At 63.5% G+C, this 6,945-nt stretch carries 6 protein-coding genes and 1 pseudogene; 2 read left to right on the top strand and 5 right to left on the bottom strand.

Annotation, left to right across the window (positions count from 1 at the left end):
- The 3 genes from trbB to EWE75_RS23380 all read right to left on the bottom strand — a co-directional run.
- On the bottom strand, nucleotides 1-751 hold a 751-nt coding region (gene trbB, locus EWE75_RS23390; protein ID WP_130160462.1), incomplete at its 3' end, for a P-type conjugative transfer ATPase TrbB.
- A complete protein-coding gene (locus EWE75_RS23385) occupies nucleotides 748-1,152 on the bottom strand; it encodes a CopG family transcriptional regulator (RefSeq protein WP_130160461.1) in 405 nt (134 codons plus the stop codon). The genes EWE75_RS23385 and trbB, both read right to left, overlap by 4 nt.
- A 1-nt stretch (nucleotide 1,153) precedes the next feature.
- Nucleotides 1,154-3,205 (bottom strand): conjugal transfer protein TraG, encoded by a 2,052-nt coding sequence (locus EWE75_RS23380; protein ID WP_130160460.1) that lies wholly within the window; start codon nucleotides 3,203-3,205, stop codon nucleotides 1,154-1,156.
- A gap of 514 nt (nucleotides 3,206-3,719) precedes the next feature.
- Between EWE75_RS23380 and EWE75_RS23375 the strand changes: the two genes are divergently transcribed.
- The gene (locus EWE75_RS23375; protein WP_231708538.1) at nucleotides 3,720-4,931 is read left to right on the top strand and encodes a site-specific integrase; all 1,212 of its coding nucleotides are present in this window, start codon (nucleotides 3,720-3,722) and stop codon (nucleotides 4,929-4,931) included.
- Here the strand turns inward: EWE75_RS23375 and rpsU are convergent.
- Together rpsU and EWE75_RS23365 are read right to left on the bottom strand one after the other, a co-directional pair.
- Nucleotides 4,868-5,108 (bottom strand): annotated as a pseudogene (gene rpsU, locus EWE75_RS23370) (30S ribosomal protein S21). The gene EWE75_RS23375 and the pseudogene rpsU sit on opposite strands and share 64 nt — an antisense overlap.
- Before the next feature lie 133 nt (nucleotides 5,109-5,241).
- Complete coding sequence (locus tag EWE75_RS23365; RefSeq protein ID WP_130160458.1) at nucleotides 5,242-5,589, bottom strand: hypothetical protein; 348 nt, start codon at nucleotides 5,587-5,589, stop codon at nucleotides 5,242-5,244.
- A gap of 284 nt (nucleotides 5,590-5,873) precedes the next feature.
- On the opposite strand from EWE75_RS23365, the gene EWE75_RS23360 reads away from it, so the two are divergent.
- A complete protein-coding gene (locus tag EWE75_RS23360; protein WP_165388510.1) occupies nucleotides 5,874-6,548 on the top strand; it encodes a DUF3601 domain-containing protein in 675 nt (224 codons plus the stop codon).
- The last annotated feature ends 397 nt before the right edge of the window (nucleotides 6,549-6,945 follow it).

Genomic DNA, 6,945 nt, shown 5'->3' with positions numbered 1-6,945 from the left:
TGGCGATGCCGCCGGGATGGCCGGTGTTCCAGGCCTTCAGCATGTCGAGTGCTTCGGGACCGCGCACCTCGCCGACGATGATGCGATCGGGACGCAGGCGCAGCGTCGAGCGGACGAGATCGGCCATCGTGACGACGCCCGGTCGCGTGCGCAGCGCCACCGTGTCGGCCGCCGGGCTCTGCAGTTCGCGCGTGTCCTCGATCAGGATCACGCGCTCGTCGACCCATGCCATTTCGGCGAGCAGCGCGTTGGCGAGCGTGGTCTTGCCCGAGCTGGTGCCGCCGGCGACGAGGATATTGTAGCGCTGCGTGACGCAGGCCTTCAGCCGGTCTGCGGCCGCTTGGCCCATTATGCCATCGGTCACATAATCGTCGAGGCTGTAGAGCCGTTCGGCAGGCTTGCGGATAGCGAAGCAGGGTGCGGTCGATACGGGCGGCAAGACGCCTTCGAACCGCTCCCCAGCGCGTCCCTCGATATGCGGCGGCAGTTCGGCTGAGACGATCGGCGCGTCGCTGTGAACCTCGGCCCGAGCATGCGACGCGACGAGGCGGATGATCCGCTCGACCTGGTCCGCATCCATGCGGATGTGGGTATCGGATCGGCCTTCACCGAGGCGATCGAGCCGCAACGCCCCGTCCGGATTGACCATGATCTCGATGACGCGAGGATCGGCCAGGGCCGCAGCGATCGCTGGCCCCATCGCTGTGCGCAGCATCGCGCGTCGACGGTCTGCGGAAATGCCACCGGTCATTGGCCGGGCTCCGTGGCGCCGATGGTTCTACGCCCGGCGGCAATCTGCCGGCCGACCTGCGTGATGAAAGCTTCGAACCGCTTGGCGGCAAGTGCGCGACCGGCATGATCGTTCTCGGCGAGCGGCGCGTGGATCGCCAGTTCGTAGCGGACGAACAGGGCCAGCGTTTCTATCTGGATGTGACCGTCGCGCTCGATCCGTCCGATCGCCGCGGTCAGGCGATCCAGGCGAATGCCGAACCGGTCCTCCAGCTCGGAGGCGCCGCGACGGTTGAGCCAGGCGGTGACGGCATCGGTCAGGATTGCCGATTTCGATGCCCCGGGTTTCGCGGCCAGCGCCTCGAGACGGTCGCTGACCGGCTTGGGCAAGAAGAGTTGGTGGCGGATCTTCTCGGGGCTCATTTCAGAAATCCAGCTGCAGGTTGCCGGGCCGAGGCCCGTTCGAACCGTCGGCGCCCGCATCGATCCCGTAGACCGCTCGGGCAGCGCTCAGCGCCCGCGCCTGGTCCATGGCTCGGCTGTCGGCGGCTACGTCGCTATCGTTGTCGCCAAAGCCGAGCGGGTCGTCGGTGGTCGGTTCAGGTGATGCCGGTCGATCGACTTCCTGTCCGGGATGCCGAGCCTGCTCCAGACCACCACCGACGTTGCCGCTATCGCTGTCGACCTCAGCGTTGAGGCGTGCATCGACGCTGCTGGTAATCCCGGCCCAGTCGTCCGCGCGCGCAGGCGGTCTATCAGTATAATCGCCGTCCGCGAGTACCGGCGGCGGGAGCACGCGTGTCTTGAAATTGCTGTCTTCAAAATAGCGCAGCTTGGTGGCGCGGATCGGCGGTGTACCGGCGACAAGTACCAGCTCGTCGGACGCCGGCAACTGCATCACTTCGCCGGCCGTCAGCAGGGCGCGGGCGGTCTCCTGGCGGCTGACCATGACGTGCGCCAGCCAGGGTGCGAGCCGGTGACCGGCATAGTTGCGCATCGCGCGCTGTTCGGTGGCGGTGCCGAGCGCATCGGAAATACGCTTCGCCGTCCGCTCGTCGTTGGTCGCGAACGCCACGCGGACATGGCAATTGTCGAGGATGGCGTTGTGCTCGCCGTAAGCCTTTTCGATCTGGTTGAGGCTCTGCGCGATCAGGAAGGCGCGCACGCCGTATCCGGCGAGAAAAGCGAGGCTGGTCTCGAAGAAATCCAGACGGCCGAGTGCCGGAAATTCGTCGAGCATCATGAGCAGCTTGTGGCGGGCGGCAGCGTTGGCGCCATTCTCGGCGTGCAGATGCTCGGTCAGTCGACGACCGATCTGGTTGAGCACCAGGCGGATCAGCGGCTTGGTGCGACTGATGTCGGAGGGCGGCACGACCAGATAGAGCGAGACCGGCGACTTGCCCTCGACGAGATCGGCGATGCGCCAGTCGCACCGCGATGTCACCGTCGCGACCGTGGGGTCGCGATAGAGACCGAGGAACGACATCGCCGTCGACAGCACGCCGGAGCGTTCGTTCTCCGACTTGTTGAGCACTTCCCGTGCCGCCGAGGAGACGACGGGATGAACGATCGGCGCGTCAGGTGTCCCGAGATGGTTGGTCGTCATCATCTGCTTGAGCGTGGCAGCGAACGGGCGTTGCGGGTCGGACAGGAACGACGCCACGCGGGCGAGGGTCTTGTCCTCCTCAGCGTAGAGGATATGGAGGATCGCGCCGACGAGCAGCGAGTGGCTGGTTTTCTCCCAGTGGTTGCGGCGCTCGAGCGCGCCTTCCGGATCGACCAGGATGTCGGCGATGTTCTGGACATCGCGGACCTCGTCGGTGCCGCGGCGAACTTCGAGCAGCGGATTGTAGCGTGCTGAGCGGGCATCGGTCGGATTGAACAGCAGGCAGTGCGAGAAGCGCTGGCGCCAGCCGGCGGTCAGTTGCCAGTTCTCGCCCTTGATGTCGTGGATGACCGCCGATCCCGACCAGCCCAGCAACGTGGGCACGACCAGGCCGACACCCTTGCCGCTGCGGGTCGGCGCAAACGCCATGATGTGTTCGGGACCGTCGTGACGGAGATAGCGCGGGCCAACGCGCCCGAGAAAAACGCCCGCTTCGGTGAGCAGCCCTGCCCGGCGGATATCGCGCGGGTCCGCCCAGCGTGCCGAGCCATAAGTGGTGAGATTGTTGCGCTGGCGCGCACGCCACAGCGACCCGAAGATCGCAGCGGCGCATCCGACCAGACCGCTCGTAGCGGCGATCGCACCTGCCTCCTCGAACACCGTCGGGGCGTAGGCATCGAACGAAAACCACCAGCCGAACAGGGCCCAGGGCACATAGACTGGATGGCCGAACGCTACGAACCACGGTCGGCCGAGTTCGGGCTGATAGGCGAGGTGCGCAGCAGCCCATTGTGTGGCGAACCAGACGCCCGTCAACACGATGGCGAGCACGACAAGGATTTGTCCGATGAGCAGTTTGGTCGGGGTCATACGTGCCTCCGCCCGCACGAGGATCAGCCTGTGCGGGTTCGACCGCTAATTTCGATCAAATTCATTTCCGATGTCAGGATCTGTCTGGTGACTCGGTGGGCCGATCAAGGGACGGCTTATCCGATTTTCTATCTGGCGGCGGGTAACCGTCGCGTTTTTCGGCGCCAAACGCTAACCTGAAGCGGAGAGGTTGATGAAAGCGGAGTGGCCGGATTTCGGGATTACGGTCCGACCGCTTGGAAGCAACGCTGTAGCAATAGCACACTCTGTTCATCTGCACGAGGGGCTTACGCCGTCATTGATGAGAAGAAAACAGTGTTTTTGTCGAAAGTAGATTTAATGAAATTAGTAAAATATCATTATACTGTGTGATTTACATGCAAATATGTTACGGTATTTTCTATATTGCTATCGTTTAGTGCGCGATAATTGCAGTTATCACCTATCGATGTTTGACGCCGCTATATAAGGTCCGCTACAGCCGCCGTTGATGAGTGGCTCCGCATCGATCGACATGAACACCCTGCCAACGGTGGAAAACCGGACGTCAACGGCTGCGGTACCGGCAGACGATCTCTCTTGGACGGTGGTGAGGATGCGCGCCGGCGAGCGGATCGTCGTCAACGCACCGCTGATCGCCGCGTATCAAGCCGCCTCGTCGCGGCACAGCATCCGTGCACTCAAATCTGACCTCGAGGCGTTCGACCTGTGGTGCCGTCGCCACGACCGTACCGCGTTGCCGGCCGCCCCGGAAACTGTCGCTGATTACCTCGATCATCGCGCCGAGAAGGGAAGCAAGCCGGCCTCGCTCGGCCGCTACAAGGCGTCGATCGCCAAGATCCACCAGTTGCTCGATCTCAAGGATCCAACCCCAGCCCCCCTGGTCAAGCTGCGGCTGCAGGCGATCCGCCGGCGGCTCGGCACCGCGCAACGCCAGGCGCGGCCGCTGCGGTTCAAGGGGCCGGTGCGCAACGTCGAGCGCGATGCGCCGCGCGGTCTCAACGTGCGCGCGCTGCTCGAAAGCTGCGCTGAGGATTTGCCGGGCTTGCGCGACCGCGCCTTGCTCTCGGCCGGCTACGACACCGGGCTTCGCGCCTCGGAACTGGTCGCGATTGAGGTGGAGCACATCCTCGAAGCGATCGATCCCGAAGCGCGGCTGCTCAGCATTCCACGCAGTAAAGGTGACCAGGACGGGGAGGGGGCGACTGCCTATCTCAGTCCGCGCACCGTGCGCGCAATCACGGCGTGGCTCGAGGTCGCCGAGATTGCGGCCGGGCCGGTGTTTCGCCGCGTCAACGTGCGGCGCTGCAAGGCGCGCGCTGCGGTGCGCGGGCGCCACATCGACAGCATCTCCGCCCTCGAAACCTGGGATCTGCGCAAGACCTTGTCGAAGCCTGCCGTGCCGGCGCGCGTCGCATACGACGTCGGGGCAGGGGCGCTGCATCCCGCCTCGGTCGGTTCGATCTACCGGGCGATGATCCAGCGCGCGTTCGATCGGGGGGCGCTACCGGATCTGACCAGCGACGATCTCGAACGCGTGCTCAAGGGCATCAGCGCGCACTCGACGCGGGTGGGGCTGAACCAGGACCTGTTCACGAGCGGCGAGGATCTCGCCGGCATCATGGATGCCTTGCGGTGGAAGTCGCCGCGGATGCCGCTTGCCTATAATCGCAATCTCGCGGCTGAGCAGGCGGCGGCCGGGCGGCTCATGGCCAAGCTCGGATGATTGCGGTCGGCTTTGCGCGCGCGGCTGATCGCCGCCGCGGACTCTCGGGCGCGCCGCTCGGAGGGCTTTTCATAGTGCCGGCGCAGCTTCATCTCCCGGTAGACACCTTCGCGCTGCAGCTTCTTTTTCAACGCGCAAGGCTTGGTCAACATTGTTGTCGCGGACGATGATCTGCATGCGAAAGGCTTTCGGGTCTCGGAGAGGGGATCGAATGTCGCGCACTTCATGAGCTGTTGTTCAGCGGGTCGCGGTTTCGCGCTGTGTACGACACCAAACGCAGCAGCGTCTCGACGAACAGAGGGTGTTTACGTCATTGCACTTTGGGGTCTGGGAACGGCAGATCCTCCTGTGTCGGCTCCGCAGTCCACCGCCCGTTCGCGCGAAAGAAGTTCGCCTGTGTCTCCGATGATCCAGCGCCCATCACGATGGCAAGCGTGCATGCGACCGCGTCCCCTTGCTTCGCCTTCGTCGCTTTTTTGCAAGTGCCGATCTTTACGTGACCGCTGGCCATCATCTGCGCGAGATCCGCGTCGCCCATCATTCGGATCACGGCATCCTTGGCCTCATCCGGTGTCGGGATCGTCAAGGTTTGGGCGATTGTTGGACTGGCGAGGAACGCGCCAGCTACCAGCGTTAAGGCTCCGCACGTCTTCAGCATGGCTACGTCCTCGGGATGCGAATGGCGCGTCTCTACGCTCAGCGTGTGCCATTTCCAGGTTAATCGTCAAGGCGGCTCGCGCCAGAGGGTCGCCGAGACGGAGAAAGCTGATAATTAGCGGATCAGCAGGTTCTGGGTGGCAACGCGCCGCTGCATCAATGCGGGTTTCCAGCAGTGCCGTTTCGTGATTAGTCGAGGTCCGGCAGCAGCAAGAGAACCGACGAATGCAAGGGCCGTCCCCGAAAGGAACATGGTCGCGGACGAGCCAGCCGCAGCGATATGGGATGCTTCAACCCGATCGACGATATACGGTCGTGCGGGAGTTCACCGATTTCGACGGCGTGCTGCATCCGCGAGGAGAGAGCTGGCGCTTCCTGACTTACTCGTTTCTTCCCTACGACGACGGCTTGTCGCTATTCGTGAGCCTCGATGATGAAAGCGAGTGGCACGTTCGGTTGCAGGATCGTCCGGAGCAACAGGGGGGAATCGTCAGCAACCTCGCTTCCTACCTGGCACCGTTGCCAGGAGAGGATGCCCTACTCACCACCCGGTCTTCGGACTTGGGTCTGGGCAGGTTTGCCTTTTCCGCAACGATCGGCATCAGCGCTGCGCTGCTGGCCGCCCTTCAACAATTCTTCACGCAAGGATCAACGCCCCGGATCGCAGCCATTGTGGCAGCGGCCGGTCTCGTCGCAGCGGTAGTCGCGTACGCTGCATGGCCGCTTCGCCGGGAACGCGTCGCTCGCCGGCTAATTGAGCCCAACATGTCCGGAAGGGAAGTAAGGCTGTTGCTCGGAGAGCCGGATGAAGCACTCGAACTTTTTCCCGGCCCGATCGCAACACGGTGGATCTATTCACCCACGACAATCATCGACAGGAAGCCACTCGGCATCCGGCTCGCGATCGATTTAGACTCCTCGGATCGCGTGATGCGCATCCAGCGAATCAAAACCGGATGACGTTCTGCCGGCACGATGTTGCTCAGACGAAACCGGCGTCGTGTCGCTGGCCGGCCATGCCCACTCACCAGAGGTACGCGCTGAACGAGATTACGGCCGCAGTTACGTGCCCGCGCTCTTCCTCAAGGCACGAGGCATCCTGATACCCTTAAGCACATCAGCCTTGGCCGCCTGGGTTCGCCGCAAGCACCTGTGTGTAAACGCGCACGGTATGTGGCGGCCTTCCCATCGCGCTAATTGTCGTCGCGCCAGCGCCGCCATTCTCACTGAGGATTGAATTTTGAGAAGCGGCCGGGATGCCAAAGCAAACTGGCAAAGCGGCTGGAAACTAACATGGCGAGTAACGTTTATGGCCTTGCCACAGTCGTCCTCCGGCTGCGGCCGGCCCGTCCTTGCT

This window comes from Sphingomonas populi (assembly GCF_004208535.1).
GTDB lineage: Bacteria > Pseudomonadota > Alphaproteobacteria > Sphingomonadales > Sphingomonadaceae > Sphingomonas > Sphingomonas populi.
This window is presented reverse-complemented; position numbering and strand designations above follow the sequence as displayed.